Source organism: Cellulomonas telluris (assembly GCF_004886325.1).
GTDB lineage: Bacteria > Actinomycetota > Actinomycetes > Actinomycetales > Cellulomonadaceae > Cellulomonas > Cellulomonas telluris.
Genome location: NZ_QXFN01000003.1, coordinates 604,470 through 629,862, shown reverse-complemented (window position 1 = coordinate 629,862; position 25,393 = coordinate 604,470). Strand labels below are relative to the sequence as shown.

The window sequence follows — 25,393 nt, the reverse complement described above, 5'->3', positions numbered from 1 at the left end:
GGCGCAGGCGGCGGCGCGGGCGGCCGCGCCGCGCGGGCTACCCTGCCCGGGTGGACCGTCCGCACAGCCCGTCGCACCCCGCCCGCCTCTCCCCCGGCACGCTGGCCGTCAGCGCCGGGCGTCCGGACCGCACCCCGGGTGCGCCCGTGAACGAGCCGGTGGTGCTCTCCTCCACGTTCGTCTCGCAGGGCGTCCCGGTCGCCGGCGAGCACCTGTACGGCCGGTCGAGCACGCCCACCTGGGAGCCGTTCGAGCAGGCGCTCGCGACGCTCGAGCGGGCCGGTCACGCCGAGGCCGGGCTCCCGACCGACGGGCCGCCGGCCGTCGTGCTCGCGTCGGGCATGGCCGCGATCGCCGCCGTCCTCGCGCTCGTGCCCGTCGGCGGACGCGTCGTGGTGCCCCGGCACGCCTACCAGGTGACCCTCGTGCTGCTGCGCGAGCTCGCGGACCGCGGCTCGCTCACGGTCGAGCTCGTGGACGTGGCGGACACCGACGCGGTCGTCGCGGCCGTCCGCGGCGGGCAGGACGTGCCTGCGGCGGACCTGCTGTGGCTGGAGTCGCCGACGAACCCGATGCTCGAGGTCGCGGACGTCGCCGCGCTCGTCGCGGCCGCCCACGAGGTGGGCACGCGCGTCGCCGTCGACAACACGTTCGCGACACCGCTGGTGCAGCGTCCGCTGGCGCTCGGCGCCGACCTGGTCGTGCACTCGGTGACGAAGTACCTCGCCGGGCACTCGGACGTCGTCCTGGGCGCCGTGGTGACGGACGACCCCGACCTGCACGCGCGGCTCGTCGCGCACCGCACGAACCACGGCGCGATCGCCGGCCCGTTCGAGGTCTGGCTCGCGCTGCGCGGCCTGCGGACGCTGGCGCTGCGGGTCGAGCGGGCGCAGCAGAACGCCGCCGAGCTGGCGCGCCGCCTGTCGGCGCACCCCGCGGTCGTCGAGGTGCGCCACCCGAGCCTGCCGGACGACCCCGGCCACGCCCGCGCGAGCGCGCAGATGGACGGCTACGGCTCGGTGCTGGGGGTGCGGCCCGTGGGCGGCACCGCCGGTGCGGACGCGCTCGTCGCGGCCGTGCGCCTGTGGGTGCCCGCCACGAGCCTCGGCGGCGTCGAGTCGATGCTGGAACGGCGCCGCCGCTTCGCCACCGAGTCGCTCACGGTGCCCGAGGACCTCGTGCGGATGAGCGTCGGCATCGAGGACGTCGACGACCTGTGGGCCGACCTGGAGGTCGGGCTCGACGCGGCACGGACCGCTGCGGACGCCGACGCGGTGTGACGTGACGCGCGGGCCGCGCCCGACGGCCCGCGCGCGTCAGACGCCCTCGGCCTTGTGCGGGCGGGCGAGCAGCAGGCCGGCGAGCCGGTCGACCGGCAGCCCCTCGTGCAGCACCTGCACCACGGCCGCCGTGATCGGCATGTCGACGCCCAGCGAGGTCGCGAGCTCGAGCACCGAGCGGCACGACTTCACACCCTCCGCGGTCCCCCCCGTGGCGACGAGGGCCTCGTCGAGGCTCATGCCGCGGCCGATGTGCACCCCCAGGCTGTGGTTGCGCGAGTCCGGTGACGCGCACGTGGCCATGAGGTCGCCCATGCCCGCGAGCCCCGGGAACGTCTCCGCGTCGGCGCCCAGCGCCAGACCGAGCCGTGTGATCTCCACCAGGCCGCGGGTGATGACCGTCGCCATCGTGTTGTAGCCCATGCCGCGCCCCTGCGAGATGCCCACCGCGAGGGCGATGACGTTCTTCACGGCGCCGCAGAGCTCGACGCCCACGACGTCGGGGTTCGTGTAGGGCCGGAAGTACGAGGACGCGCACGCCCGCGCGACGAGGCGGGCCGTCGCGTCGCTCGTGGACGCCACGACGGTCGCGGTGGGCTGGCGCATCGCGATCTCCCGCGCGAGGTTCGGCCCGGACAGCACCGCGACGCGCTCGGCGGGCAGGCGCAGGCTCTCGGCGACGACCTCGCTCATGCGCCGGTCGGACCCGAGCTCCACGCCCTTCATGAGCGACACGACGACCGTCTCCGGCCCGATCGCGTCCGCGAGCGGCTCGAGCACGGCGCGGGCCTGCTGCGAGGGCACCGCCACGGCGAGCACGTCGGCTCCCCGCACCGCCTCGCGCGGGTCCGCGGTCGCCGTCACGCCCGCCGGGAGCTCGATGCCCGGCAGGTAGCGGCTGTTGCGGCGCTCCTCCGCGATCTCCCGCACGGTGCCCGCGTCGCGGCCCCACACCGTGACCGCGCAGCCCGCGTCGGCCATGACGGCGGCGAACGTGGTGCCCCAGCTGCCCGCGCCCAGCACGGCGGCGCGCAGGCCCTCCCCCGTGGCCGTCACGCCTGCCCCGCGCCGGGCTCGGTGCGCCGCCGCCGCATGTCGAAGGCCTCGGCCGGCGCCTGCTCGCCGCGGACCTGCTCGAGCTGGCCCGTGATGGCTGCCATCACACGCGCCGTCGCCTCGCGCAACGTGGCGGAGTCCTGCGGGCGGTCGTAGAGGTCGTCGAGCTCCACGGGCGGGCCGGCGACCACGGTGACCTTCTTGCGCGGGACGGGCCGCAGGACCTTGCCGTAGCGCGGCAGGAGGTCCTGCGGGCCCCACTGCGCGATCGGCACGACGGGTGCGCGCGTGGTGAGCGCGAGCCGGGCGACACCGGTGCGCGCGACCATGGGCCACAGGTCGGGGTCCCGCGTGAGGGTGCCCTCCGGGAACACCGCGACGCACTCGCCCTGCGCGATCGCGTCGACGGCCGAGCGCAGCGAGTCACCGGCCGCGGCGGTCTCGCGGTGGACCGGGATCTGCCCCGTGGCGCGCAGCGCCGGGCCGACCACCGGCACGGAGAAGAGCGACGCCTTGGCCAGGATGCGCGGCACGTGGCCGTGGTCCCACAGGAAGTGCGCGAGCGTCAGCGGGTCGACCTCGGTCATGTGGTTCGACGCCGCGATGAACCCCCGGTCCGTCGGCATGTGCTCGGCGCCGTGCCAGTCCGGCCGTGTCGTGGCGAACAGGAAGGGCCGCACGATCCGCGCGACGTTGCGGTAGGCACGGTTGGAACGCAGCGGCGACGGCACGCAGGGGATCCTAGGCCGTGCGCGCCCGGTCGCGCGCAGGCGGTCAGGGCCGCACGCGTCCGGCAGGAACCGCCGGGACGTCCCGGTCGGCGACGAGCCCGGCCCGGCGCAGCACCTCGGACCGGTGCACGGCCAGGAACGCCGCGAACGCCGCGACGGCGGCCACCGTGCTGAACACCATCCGCGAGCGCCAGTGCCAGGTCTCGAACTCATGGGCGACCTGGACCAGGTGCTCGGGGCTGTGCACCGCGAGGCCCTCTACGAACAGCACCTCGTTGCGCGGCCAGAAGTAGAGGACCGACACCACCCCCTCCGCGACGACCGCCGCGACGCTGAGGACCACCCACCAGCGCGCGTCCCGCTGCCGCCAGCACAGCACGAGGGCCGCCGCGCCGAGGACCCACGACGCCAGGCCGAGCGGCGGGAAGAAGTCGGACGGCCCGCTCGTGGCGAGGAACTCCATCGTCAGCGCGAGGGACGCGGGCGGGTCGCTGAAGATGTTCGGGTAGACCATGAAGGTCTCGAGGACGATCGCGCCGAGCAGGACGAGCATCACCCACAGGTAGCCGAGCGACGCGACGAGCGCGGCGGTCCGCCACGCGGACGGGGCAGGGGTCCGAGGAGTCGTCTGAGTCATGCGGACGACGCTAGGCAGGCGGGCCGCCCCTGCCTGCCGTCGGGGGGCGAGAGCCGGGTCGCCCGAGGGCGGGGCCGGGTGTCGCCACCCGTCGACGGCGCGGACGCCCCGGTACGACGCCGCCGCGGCCGGCCCCCTCGTACGGTGGCCGGACGGCGTCGCGACGGGAGGGCGGACATGAGCGCGGACGGGAGCACGCCCGGGGGCGCCGCCACGGCGGACGGCGTGCCCGAGCATGTCCGCACGGCCTGGCGGCGGCACGGGATCGCGCCCGGGGCGGCCCGGTTCCTGGGGTCGGGCCTCGACAACGTCGCGGTCGTGGTGGACGGGCTCGTGGTCCGCGTCGCGGCGCAGGAGGACCCCGGCCGGCGCGCGCGGGCGGTCGCACGCGAGGCTTGGCTGCTGCGCGCGCTCGGCGGCGTCCTCCCGCTGCCCGTGCCGGTCCCCGCCGTCGTCGCCCCGCAGGACGGGCTCCTCGCGTACCCGCTGCTGCCCGGCCGGCCCGCGCTCGAGCTGCTCGGAGCGGTCGACGCCGCCGCGGTCGGTGCGGCGCTGGGGGCGTTCCTCTCCGTCCTGCACCGCCGGCCCGTCGCCCGGTTCGCCCCCCGCCTCGGGACCGACCGCACCCCGGCCGCCGACGCCCTGCAGGAGGCGCGCGCGCTCCACCCACGGCTCGTGGGGAACCTGCCCGCCGAGCACCGCGGACCGGTCGCCGCGTTCCTCGCCGAGGCACCGCCCGCCGCCCCGGTGCACGTCGTGGCGCACGCCGACCTGGGGGCGGAGCACGTGCTCGTCGACCCCGGCACGGGGCGCGTGACGGGCGTGGTCGACTGGACCGACGCGACCGTGACGGACCCCGCGCGCGACCTGGGGCTCCTCCTGCGCGACCTCGGGCCGGCGGCGCTCGAGGCCGCGCTCCTGCACTACGGCGGAGGCGACCACCGGGCGCTCCGGGAGCGGGCGTGCTTCTACGCCCGCTGCGGCGCGCTTGAGGACCTGGCCTACGGGCTGGCGACCGGGCGGCAGTCCTACGCGGACAAGTCGCTCGCGGCACTCCCCTGGCTGTTCCCCGCCCACGGCACCCGCGGCGGCGTCAGACGAGCCCCGAGCGATGGGCGATGATCGCCAGCTCCGTGCGGTCGCGCGCGCCGAGCTTGGCGAGGATGCGGCTGACGTACGTGCGCGCGGTGGCCGGGCTGAGGAACAGCGCGGCCGCGATCTCATCGTTGGTGTCGCCGTGCCCGACCCGCTCGAGCACGGCCAGCTCACGGTCGGTGAGCGTCGCGAGGCGCGGGTGCGGGTGCGGCCGCGGTGGCGTCGCCGCGACGAGCTGCAGGACGCGGCGGGCGACGTCGGGAGACAGAACGCTCTCGCCCGCGGCAGCGGCGTGCACCGCGGCACGCAGGTCGGGCCCGGACGCGTCCTTCAGGAGGTAGCCGGCCGCCCCCGCCCGGATCGCCTCCGCCACGTCGGCCTCGTCGTGGAACGTGCTGAGGACGACCACCCGGGTGTCCGCGAGGCGGGCATCGGCACGGATCCGCCTGATGCCCTCGAGACCGTCCGCACGGGGCATCCGCAGGTCCATGAGGACGACGTCCGGACGGCACCGGGCCGCCACCTCGGCCCCACGGACCCCGTCGGAGGCCTCCCCGACGACCGCGATCGCGGGATCGTGCGCGAGCAGCGCGCGCAGCCCTGCCCGGACGAGGTCCTGGTCGTCCACCAGCACGACGCTCGTCACGGGCCGGCTCCCGTCGGGATCGACGCCCGGACCTGCCAGCCGGTGGTCGCCGGCCCCGCCGTCACCCAGCCGCCGAGCGCCGCGGCGCGCTCCTGCATGCCGAGGATCCCGTGCCCGCCCGTCGCCGGGCCGACGGTCCGGACGTCGTCGCTGGTCGCGCCGCCGCCGTCGTCGGCCACCAGCACCTCCAGCGCACCCGCTCCCGCCCGCACCACGACGTCGAGCCGCGCGGCGCGCGAGTGCCGGACCACGTTCGTGACCGCCTCCTGCACGATCCGGTGGGCGGCGGCCGCGACCGGTCCCGGCAGGTCCGCCGGCAGGTCGACGTCCGCGTGCACCTCGATGCCGGCGTCGACGGCCGGCCGGGTCGCCGTGGTGACGTCCACGACGGCGGCCGGAGGTCGTGGGGACGCCACGGTCCGGCGCAGGGCCGCGACGACGCGCCGCAGCTCCGCGAACGTCTCGGTGGTGGTCGCCCGGACGACCGCCAGGGCGCGCGCCGCGGCGTCGTCGTCGTGACCCACCGCCTCCTCCGCGACCTGGGCGTGGATCGAGACGACGGCTAGGGCGTGGCCGACCGTGTCATGGAGGTCCCGCGCGGTCGCGAGCCGCTCCGCGTCGCTCGCCGCCTCCATCCGCCGGCGCAGGCGGTCGGCCGTCAGCCGGGCGACCTGCCGGGCACTGCGCTGGACCTCGCGGCGCGCGCGCAGCGCGTCCCCGAGGGCGACGGCCGCGGCGAGGAGGAGGGCGTGCCCCACGAGCTCGAACCCGAGCACGTACGCGGCGTCCTGCCCCGTGGCGACGCGGTAGGCGCTCGACCCCGCCAGGACGACGACGGACGCGACCACGGCCGTCGTGAGCCGCCGGCGCTCCGCCGCGGAGAACACCGCCGGCGCAACCGGGACCGCGACCCCGACGGCCGGGTAGCCGAGGGCGTAGTACGCGAAGAGGCTGACCACGGTCAGCACGACGACGGCGACCGGGTACCGGCGCCGCGCGAGCATCAGCGCGCCGACCCCCGCCGCCCACGCGTAGGCGAGGCCGTCGGGTCGCGAGCCGGCGACGCCGGCGCTGATGAGGAGCGCCAGCGTCGCCGCCAGCCCCGCGCCGAGCAGGGCGTCGACCGCCCAGGGGGCGACGCCGGTCGCCGCTCCGTCGGACCGCGCCACCACCGCCATGCCCCCACCCGTGCCGAACGAGCTCCCGGTAGGCACAGGGTACGGACGGGCGGCGTCGCCGTGGAGTCGCCCGGGAGCGACGACCGCAGCGACGCCGCGCGACCTGCGCAGCCGCCGGTGAGGGCGGCCGCCGCGATCAGACCCGGTCGCTCCGCTCCCGGCTGAACTGCGCACCGAGGGACTCGAGCTTCTCGGTGAAGCGCTCGTACCCGCGGTCGATGAGGCTGATGCCGCGGACCGAGGACTGCCCCTTCGCCGTGAGCGCGGCGATGAGGTGGCTGAACCCGCCGCGCAGGTCCGGCACCTCGATGTCCGCCGCCGCCAGCGGCGTCGGACCGGAGATCACGGCCGAGTGGTAGAAGTTCCGCTGGCCGAAGCGGCAGGGCCGCCCGCCCAGGCACTCCTTGTAGACCTGGATGGTCGCGCCCATCCCCAGCAGCGCGTCCACGAACCCGAACCGGTTCTCGTACACCGTCTCGTGCACGATCGACAGCCCGCGCGCCTGCGTGAGGGCCACGACGAGCGGCTGCTGCCAGTCCGTCATGAAGCCCGGGTGCACGTCCGTCTCGAGCTGGATCGAGTTGAGGTCGCCGCCCGGGTGGAAGAACCGGATGCCCTCGTCGTCGATCGTGAACTCGCCGCCCACCTTGCGGAAGGTGTTGAGGAACGTCGTCATCTCCGGCTGCGTGGCGCCGCGCACGTACACGTCCCCGCCGGTCGCGAGCGCGGCCGAGGCCCAGGACGCCGCCTCGATGCGGTCGGCCAGCGCGGTGTGCTGGAAGCCGACGAGCCGGTCGACGCCCTCGATCCGGATGACCCGGTCCGTGGCGACCGAGATGATCGCGCCCATCTTCTGCAGGACGTTGATGAGGTCCATGATCTCGGGCTCGATCGCCGCGTTGGACAGCTCGGTCACGCCCTCGGCGCGCACGGCCGTCAGCAGCAGCTGCTCGGTGGCGCCGACGCTCGGGTACGGCAGCGCGATCTTCGTGCCCTGCAGGCGGCGCGGGGCGCGGATGTGGATGCCGTTGTGCGTCTTGTCCACCACGGCACCGAACTGGCGCAGGATGTCGAGGTGGTAGTTGATCGGCCGGTCGCCGATCCGGCAGCCGCCGAGGTCGGGGATGAACGCCTCCCCGAGCCGGTGCAGCAGCGGACCGCAGAACAGGATCGGGATGCGGCTCGAGCCCGCGTGGGCGTCGATGTCGGCGACGTGCGCCTGCTCGACGTCGGTCGGGTCGAGGCGGAGCACGCCGCCCTCGGGGTCCGCGTCCACCCGGACGCCGTGCAGCTCCAGCAGGCCCGTGACGACGGCCACGTCGCGGATCTGCGGCACGTTGCGCAGCTCGCTCGGGGTCTCGCCCAGGAGCGCGGCCACCATCGCCTTGGAGACGAAGTTCTTGGCGCCGCGGACGGTGATCTCCCCGCGCAGGGGGTTGCCGCCGTCGACGTACAGCAGGTCGGTCATGGTCCCATGCTCCCCTACGGGCGGTGCGGGCCGCGCCACCGCGGTCCCGGCGTGCACGGTCCTCGCGAAACTCTCACATCCCGGCGGGCCCCGGGAGCGACCCCGGACCCGCGCCACCGTGCACCAGGCCACGGTAGCGGCGGGTCCGGGGTTCCCGGCGTCACGCGCCGGGGTGAGCGCTCAGGCGCGTCGCGTCGTGCCGAGCTCGACGCCGACCACCGGGCGCGCCGGGCGCACCTCGACGGGCGGCAGGTGCTTCGCCGGCAGCGTGGCAGGCCGCCACGACTCCCGCCGCGCCTCGAACTCCGTGATCTCATCGGCGTGCTGCAGCGTCAGGCCGATGTCGTCCAGGCCCTCCATCAGGCGCCAGCGCGTGTAGTCGTCCACCTGGAACGGCACGACGACGTCGTCGCACGTGACCGTGCGGGCCTCGAGGTCGACCGTCACCTCGGTGCCGGGACGCGTCTCGAGGACCTTCCACAGCAGCTCGACGTCCTCCTGCGCGACCTGCGCGGCGAGCAGACCCTGCTTGCCGGAGTTCCCGCGGAAGATGTCCGCGAAGCGGGAGGAGACCACGACCTTGAAGCCGTAGTCCTTGAGCGCCCACACCGCGTGCTCGCGGGACGAGCCGGTGCCGAAGTCGGGGCCGGCGACGAGGACCGAGCCGCTGCGGTACGCGTCCTGGTTGAGGACGAAGGACGGGTCGCCCCGCCACGCCGCGAACAGCGCGTCCTCGAAGCCCGTGCGCGTGACCCGCTTGAGGTAGACGGCCGGGATGATCTGGTCGGTGTCGACGTTGCTGCGCCGCAGCGGGACGCCGACGCCGGTGTGCTGGGTGAACTTCTCCATGGCGGTGGTCCTGTCCGGTGTCGAGGGCGTCAGGCGGTCTGCAGCGCGTCGGTGCGCACCAGCGGGCTGCCGTCGGGCACGGGCACGTCCGGGCCGAGGTCGGCGACGGACGAGAGCGTGCCGCGGATCGCGGTCGCGGCGGCGACGATCGGCGAGACCAGGTGCGTGCGGCCGCCCTTGCCCTGCCGGCCCTCGAAGTTGCGGTTGGACGTGGACGCCGAGCGCTCCCCCGGGGCGAGCTGGTCGGGGTTCATCCCCAGGCACATGGAGCAGCCGGCGTTGCGCCACTCGGCGCCGAAGTCCAGGAAGATCTTGTCCAGGCCCTCCGCCTCGGCCTGCAGGCGCACGCGCGCCGAGGACGGCACGACGAGCACGCGCACGTCGTCGGCCTTCCTGCGGCCCTCGACGAGCTTGGCGACGGCGCGCAGGTCCTCGATGCGCCCGTTGGTGCACGAGCCGATGAAGACCGTGTCGACCTTGATCGAGCGCAGCGGCTGGCCGGGGGTCAGGCCCATGTACTCGATGGCACGCTCGGCGGCGACGCGCTCGTTCGCGTCGGCGATCTCCTCCGGCACCGGGACGGAGCCCGACAGCGGCAGGCCCTGGCCCGGGTTCGTGCCCCACGTGACGAACGGCTCGAGGTCGGCGGCCTCCAGGACCACCTCGGCGTCGAAGACCGCGTCGTCGTCGGTGCGCAGCGTGCGCCAGTACTCGACGGCGGCGTCCCAGTCGGCGCCCTCGGGCGCGTGCGGACGACCCTTGAGGTACTCGAACGTCGTCTCGTCGGGCGCGATCATGCCGGCGCGCGCACCTGCCTCGATCGACATGTTGCAGATGGTCATCCGGCCCTCCATCGACAGGGACCGGATCGCCTCGCCGCGGTACTCGAGCACGTAGCCCTGCCCGCCGCCCGTGCCGATCTTCGCGATGATCGCGAGGATGATGTCCTTGGCCGTCGCACCCGGCGGCAGCTGACCGTCGACGGTGATCGCCATGGTCTTGAAGGGCGCCAGCGGGAGGGTCTGCGTGGCGAGCACGTGCTCGACCTCGCTCGTCCCGATGCCGAACGCCAGCGCGCCGAAGGCGCCGTGGGTCGACGTGTGCGAGTCGCCGCAGACGACCGTCAGGCCGGGCTGCGTGAGGCCGAGCTGCGGGCCCACCTGGTGGACGATGCCCTGGTCGGCGTCGCCGAGGGAGTGGATGCGCACGCCGAACTCCGCGGCGTTGCGGCGCAGCGTCTCGATCTGCGTGCGGCTCGTCGTGTCGGCGATCGGCCGGTCGATGTCGAGCGTCGGCGTGTTGTGGTCCTCGGTCGCGATCGTGAGGTCCGGGCGGCGCACGGGGCGGCCGGCGAGCCGCAGGCCCTCGAAGGCCTGCGGGCTGGTCACCTCGTGGACCAGGTGGAGGTCGATGTACAGCAGGTCGGGGGCACCGTTCGTGCCGCGGCGCACGACGTGCGCGTCCCAGACCTTCTCCGCCAGCGTGCCGGCCATGTCCTCAGTTCCTCTCCTCCGGGCGGGGGCTCCCGGTCGTCGCCCGCGACCGGGTCTCGGGCGGGCGTCCTGCGTGCCGTCTTGCATCTCAGTCAGCGAGACGGCAATATCGAACCATGGACAACTCTAGCGGAGTCGGCGTCCTGGACAAGGCCGCGTCGGTGCTGAGCGCACTGGAGGCCGGTCCGGCCACGCTCGCGCAGCTCGTCGCCGCCACCCATCTTGCTCGTCCGACCGCCCACCGCCTCGCCGTCGCGCTCGAGCACCACCGCCTCGTCGCCCGCGACCTCCAGGGCCGCTTCATCCTCGGCCCGCGCCTGTCCGAGCTCTCGACGGCCGCCGGCGAGGACCGCCTGCTCGCCGCGGCCGGTCCCGTGCTGGCGCTGCTGCGCGACCACACGGGCGAGAGCGCGCAGCTCTACCGCCGCCAGGGCGACCAGCGCATCTGCGTCGCCGCGGCGGAGCGTCCGATCGGCCTGCGCGACTCGATCCCCGTCGGCGCGACGCTCACCATGCAGGCCGGCTCCGCCGCCCAGGTCCTGCTCGCGTGGGAGGAGCCCGACCGGCTGCACCGCGGCCTGCAGGGGGCGAAGTTCACCGCGACGATCCTGTCCGGCGTGCGCCGCCGCGGCTGGGCGCAGTCGGTGTCCGAGCGCGAGGTCGGCGTCGCCTCCGTCTCCGCGCCGGTGCGCGGCCCCTCGGGGCGCGTCGTCGCGGCCGTCTCGGTCTCCGGGCCGCTGGAGCGGCTGTCACGCCAGCCGGGCCGGCTGCACGCGGCAGCCGTCGTCTCGGCCGCCAACCGGCTCACCGAGGTCCTGCGCCGCAGCGCCGACTGAGCCGGCGCCGACCCCGCAGGCGACGCCCCGCCGTCCCCGACGGCCGGGGCGTCGCGGCGCGTCCGCGGGTCGTCGCGGTGCGCGCGGCGCTGTCGCGGTGCGTGCGCCGGGTGCCGCCGTGCGACGCAGGTGCTGGGCCGGCGGCGGGAACGCGCGGTCGGCTCGGTCCGGGCGACGCCGACCGGGCGAGCCCGTCGACGTCACCAGGCGACCATCTGCGGAAACGGCAGAGGCCCGGCCACCAGATGGTGACCGGGCCTCAGACGTACCCCCGACCGGATTCGAACCGGCGCTACCGCCGTGAGAGGGCGGCGTGCTAGGCCGCTACACAACGGGGGCCTCGCTCACGACCCGGAGGCCGTGTGCCTGTTGGACACTCTACCGGAGAACCTGCCCGAGTCGAAAACTCGGCCGGGCGTCCGGCCCGACGCGTACGCCGGATGTCGAGCCGCTCACGGATGACTCCGTGGGCTGCGCTGGGGTACCAGGACTCGAACCTAGACTAACTGAACCAGAATCAGTCGTGCTGCCAATTACACCATACCCCAAGGGCTGTGACCTGCACCGATGCATCCCCGAGCCCGACGTGGTGTCGGGGCCGGACCGCCCGTCGGGGTCGTCCACAGCTCCGTGGCGCCGCGCCCGTGGGCGCCGCACCGGCCGTGAACATTACCCGAGCGACAGGGGCTCGGTCCAACCGGCTGCCCCGGACGAGCGGGGCTCGCACCCGTTCGTGACCGACCTCACGCCCGCGGGATGTCCCGGACCTCCGTGACGTCGTACCAGAGGAGGTCGCGCTCCTCCAGGCGCTCGAGGGCGGCCTCCTCCCCCGCCGCGGCACCGGCGACGTCCTGGGCCGCCTCGGGCTCGTCGACGTGGACGCTGACCACCTGGTCCAGGCCGACGCCGCAGACGACCTCGACGGCGGACGGGACCGCCGGGTCGGCGGCCGCGGTGACGCACGCGTCGGGGAGGTCGGCCGCCACGACGACACGCAGCCGGGGCGCCTGCGTGCGAGCCGCCACGAGGGCCAGGCTGTCGTCGGCCGCGCTCGCCTGGGCGGCGTACTCCCACCCCTCCTCGTCCTCGTCCGCCCAGGCCGCGCGCAGCGCCGCGGTGACGGCGTGGGCGGGCCGCGGTGCGAGGAGCACCGGTGTGGAGTCCTGGAGCTCGTCGAGGGTCACGGGAAGGTAGACGCGCACGTGCTCAGTCTGCCGTCCCGCGGCCGTCACGCGACGGGCACGCGCAACTCCGCCAGGACGCGCGCCGCCACGCGCTCGGCCAGCGCGGCCACGCTGCGCCGCGCCGGCGACCCCGGGGCGATCTCCCGCAGCGCCCTCCCCTCGAGCAGCGCGGCGTCGACGGCCGCCCGGTCGTCGGGGACGAGGACGGCGTCGCGGACCCCCGCGTACCGCGCCAGGGCCGCGGTCACGGCGTCCGCGGGACGCACCCCGGCCACGGTCGGCCGCAACCGGTTCACCACGACCATCCGGTCCGGTGCCAGCCCCGCGTCCGTGAGCTCGCCCAGCGCGCGCACGAGGCGCTGGACGCCCACCGGGTCGGCCGCCCCCACGACCACCACGAGGTCGGCCTGCTCGAGCGCGGTGATCGTCGCGGCGTTGCGGGCGGGTGCGTGCGTGTCGTAGCTCAGCACCTCGTCCTGCTCGAGGCAGAACCCCGTGTCGACCACCGTCACGTCGGCGACCCCCCGGCCGACCCGCAGCACCTCCTCCGTCGACGACGCCGGGATCTCCGGCCACCGGTCGGCACGGGACAGCCCCGTGAGCAGACGCAGGCGCGGGAGCACGACCGGCGCGAGCCGCGCCAGCGTCGGCAGGTCCAGGGTGCCCTGACCCGCGGCACGCGCCGCCGCGGCGAGACCCGGCGACTCGTCGAGCACGCCCAGCACCTGGGCGACCACGCCGCCGTACGTGTCCGCGTCGACGAGGAGCACGTCGTGGTCCAGCACCGCGAGCTCCGCGGCCAGGTTGACCGCGAGGAAGGTCCGGCCGGGGGCGCCGGTCGGGCCCCACACCGCGACGGTCGCACCGCGACGCAGGACGGGCTCGCGCCCGGCCTCCGGGGCGGGGCGGGCCGGGGCCGCACCGGCGAGCACGCCGAGCGCCTCGCGCACCACCGCGTCGGCGTCGGCCGGCACCTCCACGACGACGTCGGCCCCGTGCGCGGTCAGCCGCTCGGCGAGCCAGGGCCGGGTCGGGTCGCCGAGGGCGACCACGCGCACGCCGCAGCGGTGCAGCTCCGCGACGGCCTCACGGTCGAGGCGGTCCAGGTCGGCGGACACCACGGCGACGCCGCCCAGGCCGGCCTCCGCCGCGGCCAGGAGCTCGGTGAGGTCCGCGCACCGGCGTGTGACGGACAGCCGTCCGCCCGAGCCCTCCACGGCCTGCACGATGGCCGACTCGGCGGCGCCCTGCACCGCGCACAGCACCCCGACGCCCACGTCAGCCCCCGCTGCCCGGCACCGGGACGAGGTCGACCACGCCGTCGCCGGCCAGCGCGCCGAGCACGCCGGGCAGCTCGTCCACCGGGACGAGCACGTGCACCGTCCGACCACCACCGGGTCCGAACCCGCCGTCCGGTGCGCTGACCTCCGCGACCGTCAGGGCCGAGGCCAGCTGACGGGGCTCCGGCGTCGCCGCGCCCTGGTCCTGCGCCGCTGCCGGCGCGTCCGCCTCCGCCGGCGTCCACCAGACGTCCACGGCCGCGCCCGCGACCAGGTCACGCGAGGGCGGACCCTCGAGCGGGACGGCCACCGGGCGGACGTCGAGCGCGTCGGCGGACCCGACGGCCCCGGCCGGGACGAGCTCGCCGGCCCCGACGGTCCGCAGCACCACCCGGTCCTGCGGGAGGTCGCCGTCGGCGCGCAGGTAGTCGTCGCCGGCGACGCCGAGGCGGACGTCGGCGACCACGAGGTCGGAGGCCCGCAGCGTGTCGCCCGGGGCGAGCACGTCGCGCGCCACCCAGACCGGGACGGTCCGCTGCGCGGCGCCGACCGCCCAGCTGCCCAGCGCCACCGACGCCGCGACGAGCACGACGCCGACGAGGAGCCGGGGGTCGCGCCAGCCCGGACGGCGCAGGCGCGCCGCCACGGGCGCGGGCAGGTCCAGCACGGGGGTCTCCATCGGGGTCCTCCACGTCGTCGGGGGGAGCGCGCAGGGCGCGGGCGGGGGGTGTCGAACGCGGCGTCAGACGCGGGCGGCCGGCCGCTGCGCAGGGCGAGTGTGGCCGACCGCGGGAGGCCCGTGCGGGTGCGCGGCGGCCGCCTGTGGACGACGCGGCGGACGGACCGCTGCGTGCCACACTGCCGACATGGCCCCGCGCTTCCTGACGCTCGCCGACGTGTCCGAGATCCTCAACATCTCGGCCCCGCAGGCGTACGCGCTCGTGCGGTCCGGCGACCTCCCGGCCATCCAGATCGGCGGCCGGCTGCAGTGGCGCGTCGAGGCGAGCGAGCTCGAGAAGTACATCGAGCGGATGTACGCCGAGACCAGAGCCCGCAACTCGCACCAGGCGGCCACGGGGGACGCCTCGCGCTGAGGCCCGCGGCCTGCCCGCCCCGGTGCCGGCGTCCCGGTCATGCGGACACCACCGCGCACACGGCCGAGAACGGCACCGTCGTGGCGCGTGCGGCACCGTGCTGCGGGGTCAGGTCCACGTGGTCGGCGCCCACGCGCTCGACGCGCCCGCTGACGACACCCCCACGGGTGCGCACCCGCACCGTGGCACGGTCGCGGGCGAGGGCGCGCAGGGCGTGACCGAGGCCGAGCGCCCGCTCCACGGGACCGGCCGGCGGCGCGACGGCCGCCGGCACGGCCGCGAGCGCGTCGACGGCGGACAGCGGGACGAGCGCCCGGCGCCGCTCGGACAGGGCCACCAGCACCCAGTCGGTGCCGACCTCGAGCAGCTCGCCCTCCACCGGCTCGCCCGCGTCGGCCAGCGTGAGGCGCACCGTCGTGCCGGCGGCGGCCCGCACGCGGTCGACGAGCCGCACGCCGGCACGCTCCGCCCGGACGAGGTCGGCGACGTCCCACCGGCCCTGGGCGGCGGCGCCGGCCGCGAGCTGCCCCTCGAGGTCGGCGAACAGCCGCTCCCACCGCATGGGACGGGACCGTAGCGAGCCGCGCACGGAGGAGCACCGCCGCACCACGGATCGGACATCTGTGGACAGACCTGGCGCCGCCGTGCCTGTCTACGGCACCCTTCCTGCATCAAACGACATCAAACTGCACGATCGTGAGGACCGGACGTGACCCTTCCCCGCACCACCTCGGCACCGGCGCGCACCGTCGGCGCGGCGGTCCTGCTCCTGGTCGGCAGCGCCCTGGCCGCGGTCGCCGCGCTCGTCCTCGCGCTGCACGCGTCCCAGGTCCTCGCACCGTCCGGTCCGTGGCGGCCGGACGCCGTGGTGGGTGCGGCGGTCCTGGTCGTCGGGGCCCTGGCCGCGGCCTGGGTGGCGGTCTCCGCGGCGCTCGCCGCGACCTGCCTCGTCGCCCGCGCCGGCGGCCGGGCCTGGGTCCGCGGCGAGGACGCGGTGCGACGCTGGGCGCCCGCACTCGTGCGCCGCGGGCTGACGCTGGCCGTGGCCGCCGCCGTCGGGGCCGGCGCGGCCACGGGCGCCCACGCCGCCCCCCTCCCGCCGCCTCCGGCCGAGGTGCTCGACCTCGGCTGGGCGCCCACCGCCGGGACGCCGGCGCCGACGGCCCCCGCGCTCGACGTCGCCGCGCCCGCCCCCGCCTCCTCGCCCGCGCCGCCCGAGCCCTCCCCGGAAGCGGTGACGGACACGGTGGTCCCCGCGCCGGCCGACGCCGACACGCCGTCCCCGGAGGCAGTCGCTCCCCGGCCGGCCGGCACGACGTCAGGAGCGACGGACCCGCCGTCGCCCCCCGACCCCGGCACGGTCGTCCCCGCGCCGGCGGACCCCGTGCCCACCACGGACGTGCCGACGTCGCCACCCCCGGCCTCCGCTGCGACCGACCTCGCGCACGCACCGGCGCCCGGGACCGTCGTCGTCCAGGACGGGGACACGCTCTGGGCGATCGCCGCACGGCACCTGGGTCCGGACGCGCCCGACGCGGCCGTCGCCGCGGCCTGGCCGGCCTGGTACGCGGCCAACGCCGCAGCCGTGGGGCCCGACCCCGACCACATCCGCCCCGGTCAGGTGCTCGTCGTGCCTGCCGACCTCGACGGGAGCACCCGATGACCATGACCACGCTGCTGGAGGACTCGGCCGACGCGACCGTGCTGGAGGCGGCGCTGCGCGCGCTGGCCCCGCCGGCGCGGCCACGCGGTTCCGCCACCGCTGCCCCGGACGCTCGTGCGCTCCACGGCAGCAGCGCGGCGGGCCACGGACGCCCGGAACGGCGGCCCGCCCCGCGGCTGCGCCTCGTCCCCGCGCTGCCGGCCCCCGCCCGTCCCCGCGCCGAGCGGCCGCTGTCCCCGCCGACGGCCGTCGGGGAGCGCCTGCGGCTGGTGGCGAGCGACCGTGCGCTGCTCGTGGAGACGGCCGACGACGGGCCGGGGCCCGCACCCGCCGTGGACGCGGCACGGTTCGCCCACGGCGTCGGCCTGGCCTGCGTCGAGGTGGTCCTCGGGCGGCGGCCCGCCGGCCAGCTGGCGCGGTGGCTCACGCCCGGCGTCCTGCTCGCGGTCCAGGAGCGCGCGACCCTGACGCGGGCGGCAGCCCGTCCCACCTCGGCACGCCGGCCGCAGGTGCGCCGGGTGCGTGTGTGCACGATCGACGACCGGACGGCCGAGGCGTGCCTCGTCGTCGACGACGGCGCCCGGGTGCGCGCGGTCGCGCTCCGGCTCGAGGCGCACCGGGGCACGTGGCGGGCGACCACGCTCGAGATCGGCTGATGCCGGCCCGCCTCCGCTGTCGCTGTCGCTGTCGTGCGCGGCTACGACACCGGTGACGGTGCCACCCGTCCGGGTCCGGCGTTCCCCGCCGGTCCGTCCGGTACGCCCGTGCTGCTGCTCGGCCGGACGGATGATCGTGCTCGTCGGCTCCGACCTCACCGGGCGCCGCGCGGCGGCCCGGCCGATGCTGGGCAGCGCACCGCCGACCGGCGGTCGCGTCCAGGGAGGCCGCGGGGGCACGTCGCGGCTCCTCGTCGGGAGCGCTCCCACGCCGGCCACGAACCGGCGACGACCGCCACGAGGAACCCCGCCATGCTCCGCTCCGCCGCACTGCGGTCCGACATCGCCCGCCTCACCGCCGAGTCCGCGGCGGCACGCGCCGACGTGCACGCCGTCACCCGGCTCGTACGCGCCCTCGAGGACGTCGGGGACGTGCGCGCAGCCCTGGGTGCAGCCGTCGCCGTCGTGCGCGAGCAGCTCGGGTGGGCGTACGCCTCGGCCTGGAGCGTCGACGCGGTCGCGGGCGTGCTCCGGTTCGTCGCCGAGTCCGGCGACGCCGGCGAGGACTTCCGGCGGATCACGCGGGAGGCGACCTTCGCCGAGGGCGTCGGCCTCGCCGGGCGGGCGTGGCGCAGCCGGGCGCTGGTCGCGGTGCCCGACCTGGGCGAGCTGCAGGACTGCGTCCGGGCGCCCGCCGCCCGGCGCGTCGGGATCCGGGCCGGCGTGTGCGTGCCGCTGCTCGTCGAGGGCGACGTCATCGGCACGATGGACTTCTTCACCTCGGAGGTCCTCGACCTCTCCCCCGAACGGCGCGCGGCCCTCGAGGCGGTCGGGACGGTGACGTCGCAGGCGCTCGAGCGGCTGGTCGTGGCCGCTCGCCAGTCGGAGGCGGCACGCGAGACCGCGGCGAGCACCGCCGTCCTGCACGCCGTCACCTCGGGGACGAGCGTGCAGGACGCGCTGACCCGGGCGCTCGACACGATCCGCACCGGCTTCGGGTGGGCGTACGCCTCGTACTGGGCCGTCGACGAGGCGCACCAGGTGCTCCGCTTCGTGCAGGAGTCCGGCGACGCCGGCGAGGAGTTCCGCGCCGTGACGCACCGGTCGACCTTCGCCGAGGGCGTCGGACTGGCCGGACGCGCGTGGCGCGCCCGGGAGCTCGTGTTCGTCCCGGACCTCGCCGAGGTCACGGACTGCGTCCGCGCCCCCGCCGCCCGCGCCGCCGGCGTGCAGTCGGGGGTGTGCCTGCCCATCGTCGTCGACGGACGCGTCGTCGGGACCATGGACTTCTTCGTCCTCGAGCGGCTCGAGCTCACCGCCGGACGGCGACGCGCGCTGCAGGACACCGCCTACCTCGTCGCGCAGGCGCTCGCGCGCTTCACCGCCGCCGACCGCCTCCGGACCGCCCGGCACGAGCTCCTCACGTCCATCGAGGAGGTCGAGCGGAACGTCCTGTCGGCGACGTCGGTCGCGGCGGAGGGGCAGGACCTCGTCGTCACGGCCGACCGCGACGTCGCGGGCCTCGGGCGGTCCAGTGAGGAGATCGGCCAGGTGGTGCAGACCATCGGGACCATCGCCGCGCAGACCCACCTGCTCGCGCTCAACGCGACGATCGAGGCCGCCCGGGCGGGCGCGGCGGGACGGGGCTTCGCGGTCGTCGCGCACGAGGTGAAGGAGCTCGCCAACGAGACGGCGCGCGCCACGACGGAGGTCGGCGAGAAGGTCGCGGAGGTGCAGCGGCAGGCGGCGACGGCCGTGTCCGCGCTCGCCCACATCCGCGAGGTCGTCGAGCGGATCAACGGCACCCAGGACGTGATCAGCTCCGTGCTGACCGAGCAGCTCGCCGTGACGCGGTCGATCGTCGCCTGACGGCACCGACGGCGCCGCCCACCGGCGCGACGCTCCCCCGGCCCCGGCGGCGACCCGGCCCGGTGCCCGCCCGCGGACGACCGCGGGCGGGCACCCGGACGCTCAGCGCTTGCGCTGCTTGGCGGCCTTGCGCCGGTCGGCGCGGTTCGCGCCGTCACCGCTCGACGCCGCCGCGCCGCCGCCCTCGCGGCGGGTGACGACGCCGTTGTCGCCGTCGGTGGACGGCGCGGTGTACTGCAGCGGGGTCCGCTGCGCGGGCCCGTCGATGCCCTTGGCGACGAGCTTGCCGGCGGGCTGCGCGGCGGGGCGGGACGCCGTCGCGGCGGCACCCGCGCTCCCGGCCGCGGCAGCCGCCGACTCCACGCTGACCACGGGCGACGCGCTGTCCGCACCCTCGGCGCCCTCGGCGGGCGCGACCTGCACCTCGAGGTTGAACAGGTACGCGACCGACTCCTCCTTGATGGCGTCCGTCATCGCGTTGAACAGCTGGAAGCCCTCGCGCTGGTACTCGACCAGCGGGTCGCGCTGGGCCATCGCCCGCAGCCCGATGCCCTCCTTGAGGTAGTCCATCTCGTAGAGGTGCTCGCGCCACTTGCGGTCGAGGACCGACAGCACGACGCGCCGCTCGAGCTGGCGCATGTTCTCGGCACCGAGCTGGTCCTCACGCTCGGCGTAGGCGTGCTCGGCGTCCGAGAGCACCTCACGGGTGAGCAGCTCGGTCGACAGCCGCGTCGCGCCGCCCGCCTGCTCCACGACCTCCTCCGGGGTGATGGAGACCGGGTACACCGCCTTGAGCGCCGTCCACAGCGCGTCCAGGTCCCACTCCTCCGGGCGCCCCTCGGCCGTCGCCGAGGCGACGTAGTCCGTGAGCACGTCCGTGCGGAAGTGCACGAGCTGCTCCTGCAGGTCCTCGCCCTCGAGCACGCGGCGGCGCTGCTCGTAGATGACCTCACGCTGGCGCGAGAGCACGTCGTCGTACTTCAGGACGTTCTTGCGGATCTCGAAGTTGCGCGCCTCGACCTGCGCCTGCGCCGACTGGATGCCGCGCGTGACGATCTTCGACTCCAGCGGCATGTCGTCCGGGAAGCCGGCGCGGGTCATCATCGACTCCGCCAGGCCCGAGTTGAACAGCCGCATGAGGTCGTCCTGCATCGACAGGTAGAACCGGGACTCGCCCGGGTCGCCCTGACGGCCGGACCGGCCGCGCAGCTGGTTGTCGATGCGGCGCGACTCGTGCCGCTCGGTGCCGAGGACGTACAGGCCCCCGAGCTCGACGACCTCGTCGTGCTCGGCCGCCACCGCCGCCTTCGCCTTCGCGAGCGCGTCCGGCCAGGCGGCCTCGTACTCCTCCGCGTTCTCGGCCGGGTCCAGGCCGCGCTCGGCCAGCTCGGCGACCGCCATGAACTCGGCGTTGCCGCCCAGCATGATGTCCGTGCCACGACCGGCCATGTTCGTCGCGACGGTCACGGCGCCCTTGCGCCCGGCCTGCGCCACGATCGCCGCCTCGCGCGCGTGCTGCTTGGCGTTGAGCACCTCGTGCGGGACGCCCTGCTTCTTCAGCTTCGAGGACAGCAGCTCCGACTTCTCGACGCTGGTCGTGCCGACGAGCACGGGCTGGCCCTTCGCGTGCCGCTCGACGATGTCGGCGACGACGGCGTCGAACTTGCCCTCCTCGGCCTTGTAGACCAGGTCCTTCTGGTCGATGCGGACCATCGGCCGGTTCGTTGGGATCGGCACGACGCCGAGCTTGTACGTGCCCTGGAACTCGGCGGCCTCGGTCTCGGCCGTACCGGTCATGCCCGCGAGCTTGGTGTAGAGGCGGAAGTAGTTCTGCAGCGTGATCGTGGCGAGCGTCTGGTTCTCCGCCTTGATCGCCACGCCCTCCTTGGCCTCGATGGCCTGGTGCATGCCCTCGTTGTACCGGCGGCCGGGCAGGATGCGGCCCGTGTGCTCGTCGACGATGAGCACCTCGCCGTTCATCACGACGTAGTCCTTGTCGCGCTTGAACAGCTCCTTCGCCTTGATGGCGTTGTTGAGGAAGCCGATCAGCGGGGTGTTGAGCGACTCGTACAGGTTGTCGATGCCGAGGTAGTCCTCGACCCGCTCGATGCCCGGCTCCAGCACGCCGACGGTGCGCTTCTTCTCGTCGACCTCGTAGTCGCGCTCGCGCTCGAGCCGGCGCACGACCTTGGCGAACTCGCCGTACCAGCGGTTGGCGTCGCCGGACGCGGGCCCGGAGATGATCAGCGGCGTGCGCGCCTCGTCGATGAGGATCGAGTCGACCTCGTCGACGATCGCGAAGTGGTGGCCGCGCTGGACGAGGTCGTCGACGCTCCACGCCATGTTGTCGCGCAGGTAGTCGAAGCCGAACTCGTTGTTCGTGCCGTAGGTGATGTCGGCGGCGTACTGCTCGCGGCGCTGCGCCGGCGTCATGTTCGCGAGGATCGTGCCGGTCGTCAGGCCGAGGAACCGGTAGACACGGCCCATCAGGTCGGCCTGGTACCCGGCGAGGTAGTCGTTCACGGTGACGACGTGCACGCCCTTGCCCGACAGCGCGTTGAGGTAGGCGGGCGCGGTGGCGACGAGCGTCTTGCCCTCACCGGTGCGCATCTCCGCGATGTTCCCCAGGTGCAGGGCCGCGCCGCCCATCAGCTGGACGTCGAAGTGCCGCAGGCCGAGCGTGCGCCGCGACGCCTCGCGCACCGCCGCGAACGCCTCGGCCAGCAGGTCGTCGACCGTCTCGCCGTCGGCGAGCCGGGCCCGGAAGCGGTCGGTCTCCTCGCGCAGCTCGGCGTCCGACAGCGAGGTGAAGCTGTCCTCCAGGGCGTTGACCTGCGCGGCGATGCCGGAGAGCTTCTTGAGGACCCGTCCCTCGCCGAGCCGGAGGACCTTCTCGAGGATCGCCGTCACGCATCTCTCCCGACGTGCTGCGCCCCGTCCGCGCGCGGCGCCGGGGCGGTCCGTGTCCCGGCCGCTCGGCCGGGCCCGACCATCGTAGGCGAGCGACGCGACGCTGTGGGGCGCCGGTCACCGGCCCGCGTGCGACGGCAGGGCGGGCTCCCCGGGATCCGGGCGCCGTGCGAGCGCGCCCGCGAGCGCCGCGGCGAGGTCCCCCGCCGCGCCCTGGGCGAGCACGTCGCCGAGGTCCAGCCAGGCCGCGAGCGTGCGCAGCTCGGCCGCCAGCTCGTGGGCGACCGTGCCCGCGTCGAGGTCTCCCCGGGCGCCGGGCGGCGCGAGGTGCGCCGCGGCGACGCGCAGCACGCCCGTGGCCCGGTCGGCCTTGAGGTCGACCAGCGCGGCGAGCCGGTCCCCCAGCAGCAACGGCAGGACGTAGTAGCCCCACACCCGCTGCTGCGCGGGCACGTAGATCTCGATGCGGTAGCGCAGGCCGAACAGGGCCTCGGTGCGCGCCCGCTCCCACACCAGGGGGTCGAACGGGCTGAGCAGCGCCCGCCCCGTGGCGCGCCGGGGGACGGTCGCGTCGCGGTGCCGGTACGCCCGCGCCGTCCACCCCTCGACCTCGACCGGCACGAGGACGCCGTCCTCGACCAGCTCGTCCACGGCCGTCTGGGTGCTGTCGACCCGCGTCCGCCAGTGGTCCGCGAGGGTGCGCACGGTGGCGACGCCGTGGGCGCGGGCCGCGATCGCCGCGAGCCGCCGGCGCGCGGTCGCCTCGTCCGGCGCGGGGCGCTGCAGCACGGCCGCGGGCAGCACGCGGTCGGCGCGGTCGTAGCGCCGCTCGAACTGCGCGTTGCGCCCCGCCGAGGTCAGCTCCCCGACGTCGAACAGGTACTCCAGCGCGCGCTTCGCGACCGTCCAGTTCCACCCCCAGTGGTCCGTGGGGCGCGCGTGCCGGGCCCCCATCAGTGCGTGCGCCTCGCGCGCCGTGACGGGACCGTGCGCGTCGACGAGCGCGCGCACCTCCGCCACCTCGGGGGCGCGGTCGATCGGCACGCCGTGGATGTGCACCCCGCGGCGCTGCGCCTGCGCGCGCAGGCGCTCGTGCTTGAACCCCAGGTCGCGGAACGTCGCGGGCGGCACGAACGACGCCTCGTGCGCCCACGTCTCGACGAGGCGGCGCGGCGCCCTGCCGGCGGCGCGGTCGAGCGCCGTGACGTCCCAGGGACCGACCCGCGAGTAGACGGGGACGAGGTGGGCGCGCGCCAGCACGTTCACCGAGTCGATCTGCAGCAGCCCGAGCCGGTCGACGACCGTGGTCAGCCCCCGGCCGTCCGCCGGTGCGGCACGCTCGGCCCGCGGCCGGTCGAGGCCCGACGCGCGCAGCGCGGCCCGCCGCACCTGCGCGACGGTGAGGCGCTCGCCGACGGGCGGACGGGCGGCCCGGCGCACGGCCGCACCCGGGGGCTCGTGGGTCATGGCCGCATCCTGCCGCGCCCGTCCGACACCGGCCGCGCGGCACGGGGCGGCGGCCGCACCGCGTGCGACCACCGCCCCGTGCGTCGTGCCACGCCTCCCGCGGCGCCCGGGCTCAGCCCGCGGCAGCCTCCGTGCCCGACCCCGCCGTCCGGACGGCCGAGTCGAGCTTGATGACGCCGTAGCTCCAGCCGCGACGCCGGTAGGCGACCGCCGGCTGGGCCGTCTCCGCGTCGATGAAGAGGAAGAAGTCGTGCCCGACCATCTCCATCTCGTAGAGCGCGTCGTCGACGGTCATGGGTGCGGCGTGGTGGACCTTCTCCCGGATGACGACCGGGGAGTCCCCGAGCGTCGTCTCCGTCACGCCGTCCTCACCGGCCGTCGGCGCCGGCTCCGCGGCCGGTACCGGCACGTCGCCGACCGTGTCGCCCGCCTCCTCGGCGGGGAGCACCTCCGCGGGGCCCGCAGGAGCGTGGTTGCGGTGCGCCTTGCGCCGGTCCCGTGCTCGCCGCAGCCGCTCCTGCAACCGTCCGAGCGCGAGGTCGAGGGCGGCGTACGCGTCGTCGGCACAGGCCTCGGCGCGGATCACCGGGCCCTTGTCGACGACGGTGATCTCGACCCTCTCGCTGCTGTCCGACTGCCGGGGATTGGGCTCGTGCGACACGATGACGTCGACGCGCTGGGCGCGGGGGGCCAGCTGCTCGACCTTGGCGAGCTTGTTCTCGAGGTGTGCGCGATACCGCGGGGACACCTCGGTGCGCCGGCCGGCGACCACGATCTCCATGGGGGCCTCCTGGGGAGGTCAGGGGCGGGGTTCGACCCCGCCCGGGCGGGACGTGCGATCGGGGGCCCCGAACGGGACCCGGGGCGGCATCACCTCCTCGCCACCCGCCCGCCCGACCTGCGAGGACGAGGGTGCGGGGCGTCGTTCCCAGGCACCCACGCTATCGCCGGGTGTGCCCCTCCCGCATGTCGCCGGCCCCCCTTCGGGTGACCCGCGCGCGCCGCGCGGCGGGCGGGCCGTCCACCGGGACCTTCGTCACGCCGGGTCGTGCGCGGCCGTGCCACCCCCGGCCGCCGGCGGCGAGCGGTCCGAGGGCGCCGGCGTCGCCGCGAGGACGCAGCAGCACGGCACCCGGGCGCCGGCGGCACGCAGCGCGCGGACGCACGCGGCGAGCGTCGCGCCGGTCGTCAGCACGTCGTCGACCAGGACGACGTCGCGACCGCGGACCGCCGCGGCCCGGCGCAGCCGGACGCGGCCGTCCAGCGCGCGCACGCGGGCACGTGCGCCCAGCCCCGCGAGGTCGGCACCGCCGCGCCGCACCAGGACGCGGGCGGGCACCGCCGGGCGCCCGGAGGCCGTGAGGCCCGCCGCGAGGCCCCGCGCGAGCGCGTCCACGGGCGCACGACCCCGCCGGCGGTGGGCGGCGGCGGCCGAGGGCACCGGCACCACCAGGACGGGCGCGTCGGATGGGGCCGGTGCGGCGCCCACCGCCGGACCCGGCACGGCGCGCGGTCCGGCGGGCCCCCCTGACGGAGGGAGCGCCGGGACCACGTGCGGGGCGCCACACGCCAGGGCCGTGGCGAACGGGCGGTCGAGGTCGGCACGGCCGCCGTCCTTCCAGGCCCCGACGGCGGTCCGCACGGGACCCGCGTACGGCGCGAGCGCCCACACCGGCACCAGCACCCGGTCGACGAGGTCCAGCCGCGGCGCCGCCCGCTCGCAGCGGACGGGCGGCGCGGTGAGCAGGTCGGCGCAGGGCGCGCACCACGGCACGTCCTCGAGGCCGCACCCCGCGCACGACACCGGGACGACGAGCCCGAGCAGGTCGGCCAGCGCCGCGCGCGCGACCCGGAGCGCCGCCGCACCGGCCGGCGCACCGACGGGCGTCGCGGCGCGACTCGGCGGTGCGGGCGGGAGCTGCGGGATCACGTCGTCAGCATCGCGGCGGGCGGGTGCCGAGCGGGTCCCGTGCGCCCGGCACAGGGGACGCGCCCCGGACG

General features: G+C 76.2%; 23 protein-coding genes and 2 tRNA genes. 7 read left to right on the top strand and 18 right to left on the bottom strand.

What is annotated here, in order from left to right; translation table 11 throughout:
- Window positions 1-50 precede the first annotated feature (50 nt).
- Window positions 51-1,280 carry a trans-sulfuration enzyme family protein gene (locus FB586_RS11710; RefSeq protein ID WP_136519468.1) on the top strand — a complete coding sequence of 410 codons (1,230 nt, stop codon included), beginning with the start codon at window positions 51-53 and terminating at the stop codon, window positions 1,278-1,280.
- Between the two features lie 36 nt (window positions 1,281-1,316).
- On the opposite strand, the gene FB586_RS11705 is transcribed toward FB586_RS11710, so the two are convergent.
- The 3 genes from FB586_RS11705 to FB586_RS11695 are packed head-to-tail and all read right to left on the bottom strand — an operon-like array spanning window position 1,317 to window position 3,704.
- On the bottom strand, window positions 1,317-2,336 hold the full coding sequence (locus FB586_RS11705) for an NAD(P)H-dependent glycerol-3-phosphate dehydrogenase (RefSeq protein ID WP_281276666.1): 1,020 nt from the start codon (window positions 2,334-2,336) through the stop codon (window positions 1,317-1,319).
- Window positions 2,333-3,067, bottom strand: coding sequence for a lysophospholipid acyltransferase family protein (locus FB586_RS11700; protein WP_136519467.1), 735 nt, complete (start codon window positions 3,065-3,067; stop codon window positions 2,333-2,335). The genes FB586_RS11705 and FB586_RS11700 overlap by 4 nt, the downstream gene beginning before the upstream one ends.
- 43 nt (window positions 3,068-3,110) lie before the next feature.
- Window positions 3,111-3,704 carry a DUF1772 domain-containing protein gene (locus tag FB586_RS11695; protein WP_136519466.1) on the bottom strand — a complete coding sequence of 198 codons (594 nt, stop codon included), beginning with the start codon at window positions 3,702-3,704 and terminating at the stop codon, window positions 3,111-3,113.
- A gap of 177 nt (window positions 3,705-3,881) precedes the next feature.
- On the opposite strand from FB586_RS11695, the gene FB586_RS11690 reads away from it, so the two are divergent.
- On the top strand, window positions 3,882-4,826 hold the full coding sequence (locus FB586_RS11690) for an aminoglycoside phosphotransferase family protein (protein ID WP_136519465.1): 945 nt from the start codon (window positions 3,882-3,884) through the stop codon (window positions 4,824-4,826).
- Here the strand turns inward: FB586_RS11690 and FB586_RS11685 are convergent.
- The 5 genes from FB586_RS11685 to leuC form a co-directional block, all read right to left on the bottom strand.
- Window positions 4,798-5,445, bottom strand: a complete 648-nt coding sequence (locus FB586_RS11685) for a response regulator (RefSeq protein WP_136519464.1) — start codon at window positions 5,443-5,445, stop codon at window positions 4,798-4,800. The two genes, FB586_RS11690 and FB586_RS11685, sit on opposite strands and share 29 nt — an antisense overlap.
- Complete coding sequence (locus tag FB586_RS11680) at window positions 5,442-6,623, bottom strand: sensor histidine kinase (protein ID WP_136519463.1); 1,182 nt, start codon at window positions 6,621-6,623, stop codon at window positions 5,442-5,444. The genes FB586_RS11685 and FB586_RS11680 overlap by 4 nt, the downstream gene beginning before the upstream one ends.
- Before the next feature lie 136 nt (window positions 6,624-6,759).
- Window positions 6,760-8,091 carry a UDP-N-acetylglucosamine 1-carboxyvinyltransferase gene (gene murA / locus FB586_RS11675; RefSeq protein ID WP_136519462.1) on the bottom strand — a complete coding sequence of 444 codons (1,332 nt, stop codon included), beginning with the start codon at window positions 8,089-8,091 and terminating at the stop codon, window positions 6,760-6,762.
- A 180-nt stretch (window positions 8,092-8,271) separates the two neighbouring features.
- Window positions 8,272-8,940: a 3-isopropylmalate dehydratase small subunit gene (gene leuD, locus FB586_RS11670; protein WP_136519461.1), complete on the bottom strand. Its 669-nt coding sequence runs from the start codon at window positions 8,938-8,940 to the stop codon at window positions 8,272-8,274.
- Between the two features lie 29 nt (window positions 8,941-8,969).
- Window positions 8,970-10,433, bottom strand: coding sequence for a 3-isopropylmalate dehydratase large subunit (leuC, locus tag FB586_RS11665; protein ID WP_136519460.1), 1,464 nt, complete (start codon window positions 10,431-10,433; stop codon window positions 8,970-8,972).
- A gap of 116 nt (window positions 10,434-10,549) precedes the next feature.
- Here leuC and FB586_RS11660 point away from each other — a divergent pair, with 116 nt between their 5' ends.
- On the top strand, window positions 10,550-11,269 hold the full coding sequence (locus tag FB586_RS11660) for an IclR family transcriptional regulator (RefSeq protein ID WP_136519459.1): 720 nt from the start codon (window positions 10,550-10,552) through the stop codon (window positions 11,267-11,269).
- Between the two features lie 266 nt (window positions 11,270-11,535).
- On the opposite strand, the gene FB586_RS11655 is transcribed toward FB586_RS11660, so the two are convergent.
- The 5 genes from FB586_RS11655 to FB586_RS11635 all read right to left on the bottom strand — a co-directional run bounded on the left by FB586_RS11655 (window position 11,536) and on the right by FB586_RS11635 (window position 14,412).
- Window positions 11,536-11,608, bottom strand: a tRNA-Glu gene (locus FB586_RS11655).
- 137 nt (window positions 11,609-11,745) lie between these two features.
- A tRNA-Gln gene (locus tag FB586_RS11650) sits at window positions 11,746-11,817 on the bottom strand.
- 195 nt (window positions 11,818-12,012) lie between these two features.
- Window positions 12,013-12,471: a DUF6912 family protein gene (locus FB586_RS11645; protein WP_136519458.1), complete on the bottom strand. Its 459-nt coding sequence runs from the start codon at window positions 12,469-12,471 to the stop codon at window positions 12,013-12,015.
- A 26-nt stretch (window positions 12,472-12,497) separates the two neighbouring features.
- Window positions 12,498-13,730 (bottom strand): CpaE/TadZ family protein, encoded by a 1,233-nt coding sequence (locus tag FB586_RS11640; protein WP_168800534.1) that lies wholly within the window; start codon window positions 13,728-13,730, stop codon window positions 12,498-12,500.
- A gap of 1 nt (window position 13,731) precedes the next feature.
- Window positions 13,732-14,412, bottom strand: coding sequence for an SAF domain-containing protein (locus tag FB586_RS11635; protein WP_136519457.1), 681 nt, complete (start codon window positions 14,410-14,412; stop codon window positions 13,732-13,734).
- 187 nt (window positions 14,413-14,599) lie between these two features.
- On the opposite strand from FB586_RS11635, the gene FB586_RS11630 reads away from it, so the two are divergent.
- On the top strand, window positions 14,600-14,827 hold the full coding sequence (locus FB586_RS11630) for a helix-turn-helix domain-containing protein (RefSeq protein WP_136519456.1): 228 nt from the start codon (window positions 14,600-14,602) through the stop codon (window positions 14,825-14,827).
- A gap of 37 nt (window positions 14,828-14,864) precedes the next feature.
- Here FB586_RS11630 and FB586_RS11625 read toward each other — a convergent pair whose 3' ends face one another.
- Entirely contained in the window at window positions 14,865-15,389 is a 525-nt protein-coding gene (locus FB586_RS11625) for a hypothetical protein (protein ID WP_136519455.1), read from the bottom strand.
- Between the two features lie 147 nt (window positions 15,390-15,536).
- On the opposite strand from FB586_RS11625, the gene FB586_RS11620 reads away from it, so the two are divergent.
- From FB586_RS11620 to FB586_RS20185, 3 genes are all read left to right on the top strand, one after another.
- Entirely contained in the window at window positions 15,537-16,490 is a 954-nt protein-coding gene (locus FB586_RS11620; protein WP_136519454.1) for a LysM peptidoglycan-binding domain-containing protein, read from the top strand.
- Entirely contained in the window at window positions 16,487-17,146 is a 660-nt protein-coding gene (locus FB586_RS11615) for an Rv3235 family protein (RefSeq protein WP_136519453.1), read from the top strand. Before FB586_RS11620 ends, FB586_RS11615 begins: the two co-directional genes overlap by 4 nt.
- Window positions 17,147-17,458: 312 nt before the next feature.
- The gene (locus FB586_RS20185) at window positions 17,459-19,015 is read left to right on the top strand and encodes a GAF domain-containing protein (protein ID WP_136519452.1); all 1,557 of its coding nucleotides are present in this window, start codon (window positions 17,459-17,461) and stop codon (window positions 19,013-19,015) included.
- A gap of 102 nt (window positions 19,016-19,117) precedes the next feature.
- On the opposite strand, the gene secA is transcribed toward FB586_RS20185, so the two are convergent.
- The 4 genes from secA to FB586_RS11590 form a co-directional block, all read right to left on the bottom strand.
- Entirely contained in the window at window positions 19,118-21,925 is a 2,808-nt protein-coding gene (gene secA / locus FB586_RS11605) for a preprotein translocase subunit SecA (protein WP_136519451.1), read from the bottom strand.
- Window positions 21,926-22,042: 117 nt separating this feature from the next.
- The gene (locus FB586_RS11600) at window positions 22,043-23,392 is read right to left on the bottom strand and encodes a winged helix-turn-helix domain-containing protein (protein ID WP_136519450.1); all 1,350 of its coding nucleotides are present in this window, start codon (window positions 23,390-23,392) and stop codon (window positions 22,043-22,045) included.
- A gap of 112 nt (window positions 23,393-23,504) precedes the next feature.
- Window positions 23,505-24,173, bottom strand: a complete 669-nt coding sequence (hpf, locus tag FB586_RS11595; RefSeq protein ID WP_136519449.1) for a ribosome hibernation-promoting factor, HPF/YfiA family — start codon at window positions 24,171-24,173, stop codon at window positions 23,505-23,507.
- A gap of 255 nt (window positions 24,174-24,428) precedes the next feature.
- Window positions 24,429-25,322 (bottom strand): ComF family protein, encoded by an 894-nt coding sequence (locus tag FB586_RS11590; RefSeq protein ID WP_246036710.1) that lies wholly within the window; start codon window positions 25,320-25,322, stop codon window positions 24,429-24,431.
- Window positions 25,323-25,393 lie beyond the last annotated feature (71 nt).

Coding starts and splice junctions, on each gene's coding strand:
- FB586_RS11660 (WP_136519459.1), top strand. CDS start 10,550: ATGGACAACTCTAGCGGAGTCGGCGTCCTGGACAAGGCCGCGTCGGTG.
- FB586_RS11630 (WP_136519456.1), top strand. CDS start 14,600: ATGGCCCCGCGCTTCCTGACGCTCGCCGACGTGTCCGAGATCCTCAAC.
- murA (WP_136519462.1), bottom strand. CDS start 8,091: ATGACCGACCTGCTGTACGTCGACGGCGGCAACCCCCTGCGCGGGGAG.
- leuC (WP_136519460.1), bottom strand. CDS start 10,433: ATGGCCGGCACGCTGGCGGAGAAGGTCTGGGACGCGCACGTCGTGCGC.
- FB586_RS11680 (WP_136519463.1), bottom strand. CDS start 6,623: ATGGCGGTGGTGGCGCGGTCCGACGGAGCGGCGACCGGCGTCGCCCCC.
- FB586_RS11695 (WP_136519466.1), bottom strand. CDS start 3,704: ATGACTCAGACGACTCCTCGGACCCCTGCCCCGTCCGCGTGGCGGACC.
- FB586_RS11625 (WP_136519455.1), bottom strand. CDS start 15,389: ATGCGGTGGGAGCGGCTGTTCGCCGACCTCGAGGGGCAGCTCGCGGCC.
- FB586_RS11635 (WP_136519457.1), bottom strand. CDS start 14,412: ATGGAGACCCCCGTGCTGGACCTGCCCGCGCCCGTGGCGGCGCGCCTG.
- leuD (WP_136519461.1), bottom strand. CDS start 8,940: ATGGAGAAGTTCACCCAGCACACCGGCGTCGGCGTCCCGCTGCGGCGC.
- FB586_RS20185 (WP_136519452.1), top strand. CDS start 17,459: ATGCTCCGCTCCGCCGCACTGCGGTCCGACATCGCCCGCCTCACCGCC.
- FB586_RS11600 (WP_136519450.1), bottom strand. CDS start 23,392: ATGACCCACGAGCCCCCGGGTGCGGCCGTGCGCCGGGCCGCCCGTCCG.
- FB586_RS11690 (WP_136519465.1), top strand. CDS start 3,882: ATGAGCGCGGACGGGAGCACGCCCGGGGGCGCCGCCACGGCGGACGGC.
- hpf (WP_136519449.1), bottom strand. CDS start 24,173: ATGGAGATCGTGGTCGCCGGCCGGCGCACCGAGGTGTCCCCGCGGTAT.
- FB586_RS11615 (WP_136519453.1), top strand. CDS start 16,487: ATGACCATGACCACGCTGCTGGAGGACTCGGCCGACGCGACCGTGCTG.